This is a genomic window from Pseudoxanthomonas broegbernensis, from assembly GCF_014202435.1.
Classification (GTDB): Bacteria; Pseudomonadota; Gammaproteobacteria; order Xanthomonadales; family Xanthomonadaceae; genus Pseudoxanthomonas; species Pseudoxanthomonas broegbernensis.
The window spans coordinates 1-3,078 of sequence record NZ_JACHGU010000024.1 but is presented as its reverse complement, the minus strand read 5'-3'; the positions used below and the strand labels follow the sequence as shown (position 1 = coordinate 3,078).

General features: G+C 53.6%; 4 protein-coding genes. All 4 read right to left on the bottom strand.

The window, feature by feature from the left end:
* Positions 1-233: 233 nt before the first annotated feature.
* A complete protein-coding gene (locus tag HNR76_RS15205) occupies positions 234-1,022 on the bottom strand; it encodes a hypothetical protein (protein WP_282959746.1) in 789 nt (262 codons plus the stop codon).
* Positions 1,023-1,087: 65 nt separating this feature from the next.
* A complete protein-coding gene (locus HNR76_RS15200) occupies positions 1,088-1,228 on the bottom strand; it encodes an RHS repeat-associated core domain-containing protein (protein ID WP_211373211.1) in 141 nt (46 codons plus the stop codon).
* Positions 1,229-2,045: 817 nt separating this feature from the next.
* Positions 2,046-2,393 carry a hypothetical protein gene (locus HNR76_RS15195; RefSeq protein ID WP_162312325.1) on the bottom strand — a complete coding sequence of 116 codons (348 nt, stop codon included), beginning with the start codon at positions 2,391-2,393 and terminating at the stop codon, positions 2,046-2,048.
* Positions 2,381-3,078 (bottom strand): RHS repeat-associated core domain-containing protein (locus HNR76_RS15630; RefSeq protein ID WP_221301522.1); only part of this gene is annotated, 698 nt, incomplete at its 5' end. The genes HNR76_RS15195 and HNR76_RS15630, both read right to left, overlap by 13 nt.

Here is a 3,078-nt window from a genome sequence, read left to right as displayed (position 1 = left end):
GAAACAGCGCTCAGCGTAGCGAAAACGGGGAGTGCCGGCACGCAGGAAATGCGCGGAAACGGCTATACCTCATGCGTGGGATGGGTTTTTCAGGGGCGACTCAGTAATCACTGGTACGGCCAGTGGGGGCAGGTCAGAACGGCGCTGACAGCAGCCGCTAAGAAGAAGCCCCGCGTGAGCGGGGCTTCATCGCTTCATCGGGGCGAGTCAAGACCCACCCTATAGTTCTTGGGTTACGGGACGTTCTCGACAAGCGTTCCCAGATTAAAATTCCTACTGTACGAACTGCGACTGCTGACAGTAACCGTATCCGAGCGGAACTTGCGGCCATCGCCGCATTCGGCGACGAAGTAGTAGTGCTTCGGCTGTGGGCCAGCAACCACCAACATGGTCGTAGAAAAGTCAGCAGGTATATTCCGTGTTGACGACTGCTCGCCAGTCTCTGCGGAGACCATGCCAAGCTCGCATTGTTCTCCCGACTTTCCCGCCGATCCTGATATCGGCACTGATCCGGATACCCGAACGATCATGTCGCCGCCGAAAGAAGTGCATCGAGTAGCCATCAATGCTCCCAGAAGAATTGCCAGCACAGTCTTCATTTGCTGCACTCCTCTGTTTTCTTCAGGCATTCCTTGAGCGCCTCGGCATGGCTCTTGGCGAACGAATTTGCAGCATCCTCGAAGCGGTTTCCATCGGCTGATCCATTCCGCATGAACTCTGTCGCATAAGCCCTTCGGGATAACTCGCGCGTATTCCACTGCTGCAGCACATGCCTGTCCTGCACGCCCCGCCCTTAGGCCAGCAGCGTTAGCCGCCCTATCGGCATCGCACTCTTCTTTTGGATCGCCGTGTCGATAATGCTGATTTAGCTCGCGCACTTCACCAGCGATACCAGCGATGGCTGCTGCTTTCTCGCCAAGGCTAGCAGCTTCACACATAGCCATACAATGATAGAACTTATCGGCCCCAATCCAGTTCTTTGCCTGCATCTCATTGGCATGTCTGTACAAGATTCCCCTCACGACATCCGCCGGGAATCGTGGGGGCGGGCCTGGCGGCTTGAATCCCCCTGATGGGTCTTGCAAGCCTAGAGGATCAATCCGCGATATAGAGTTACCCCGACATAGGCATACGGATTCAACCCGCCCGCCAGCCCGATCGGATCGGCCTGCGTGTAAGCCCCCAGCCGCGCGTCGTAATACCGGTTCGCGTTGTACCAGCGGGTCATTCACCGAAGAGCCAAAGGCCCGCTCCGACTACCAAAAACACCACACAAGCAATGTGGGAGACAGCAAAAGTCAGAAGCATGCACTTGTCGAAATATGATGAAAATCGAAAAACATGCCCCCACCCTATGTATGGATACTTTTCAAAAAAATAATCTATTTCCAGAAATTCCGGAGAACCAAGATCAGCCCAAAGATCTTTATCCACGATCCTGAGCCTAGCTACCAGGTACTCTCGTGACACGATAGCTACCGCCAGGGATAGTAGAAATACAGATAATATCAGAATGAGATTCATTGTAAGCAGCCACACTTGCTCCAAGAAATACCACCTTCTCCTCCTGCAATTTCAGACGACCCCATCAAGTACATTGCTGAATCATCCCATCCAGCCTGACCACCAACGCCAATCGAAGATACATCTCCGATTTTTATGGAGGACATTGCAGCCCCTCCGCCAAGCCGCCCCTATAGATAGGGTAGAGGATTTCCCCACCAATTCATTAGGATCAATAAAAATTAAATTTCCGCCCGCCCGCTCAATTCTGGAAACTGTTGCTGATACTGGGGACCCAATGGACAACCCGCCACCCTTGAAATTAATAATCACGGAAGCTTGCTCTCTGTTCAAACATTCAGATTGAAGTTTGAGTCTCACCACTCCTCCACCAATTACAGCTCTTCCCGCACTCCCAATGGTGATAGTGCCGGTCCATTTGGCCAACCCCAGCGGATCAACGAACGAAATCGGATTCCCCGACACATAGGCATACATGTTAATGCCGCCCGCAGACGCGATCAGATCACTTTCCGGCTCATCTAGTCCTCTACCGGAAGCAGGTTTACCTTAATGGCGTCATCAGACATTCCGATTGTCATTTCCTCAGAGCGATAGATCCGATCGTCAGGACAGCGCGCAACGAAGTAGTATCGTTGCGCGACGCCTCCCGAAAGAACGACTCGAACGCCAAAGTCTCCCTGTGTCGGCTGCGTCATCTTCACCCGCCCTGTATCAGCAACGACGAAATCGAGCAGGCATTTACCTGCTGACGCAGGGAGCGCGCCGCGAACACCGATCATCTTGGATCCGCCAGTTATCGCACAGCCTGAAATTGCAATGACTATAGCCACAACAGAAATTGCCCATAATTTCACTACTTCGTGCATTTCGAAGCCTCCAAACATTTGGTATACGCTTCCAAGTTCAAATTTGCGAAGTCGTCAGCTTCGATCTCATACTTATTCCTTTCAGGATTGAATCCAACGCTTGCATGGTGAGCTACGTAGTCTGCCCTAGTTACGCCATTGTTGAATTGGTTCACTACGTGCGCGTACTCATGAAGTACCCACCACCGGCCGCTTGACGATGTGTCCGCAAGAAACTCTTGAGGAGTCAGTCCTCTTGGTAGCGAGATCTGATTCACATTGGCGATCGCTCGACCACCAAGCCTTGTCTTCCGCGTGAAGATCTTGATATCGGCAACAGATTCGATGCCAAAGATCTTCTGCAGGCAATCGGCGACAGCTCCAGTGGCACTTGCGGAATTAGCCTTCAGGCCGAGTGGATCGGTGTAGCTAACTGGATTGCCGCGAGCATAGGCATACGGATTCAACCCACCCGCCAGCCCGATAGGATCGGCCTGCGTATACGCCCCCAGCCGGGCGTCGTAATACCGGTTCATGTTGTACCAGAGGTTGCTTTCCTGATCGTGGTACTGGCCCGGGAAGCCGATGTTAAGCCCGCCGATGCTGTCCACGGTCACCGCCCGGTCCCAGCCGTAGTTGCTGGCCCGCCACACCACCGCCTTGCCGGTACTGGTCACGATCTCCGGCCGGCCCAGGTGGTCGCCAT

What these genes read in the sequence shown, in the direction of transcription:
- HNR76_RS15200 (WP_211373211.1), bottom strand. Translation starts at nt 1,228, where the DNA reads ATGACCCGCTGGTACAACGCGAACCGGTATTACGACGCGCGGCTGGGG.
- HNR76_RS15195 (WP_162312325.1), bottom strand. Translation starts at nt 2,393, where the DNA reads ATGCACGAAGTAGTGAAATTATGGGCAATTTCTGTTGTGGCTATAGTC.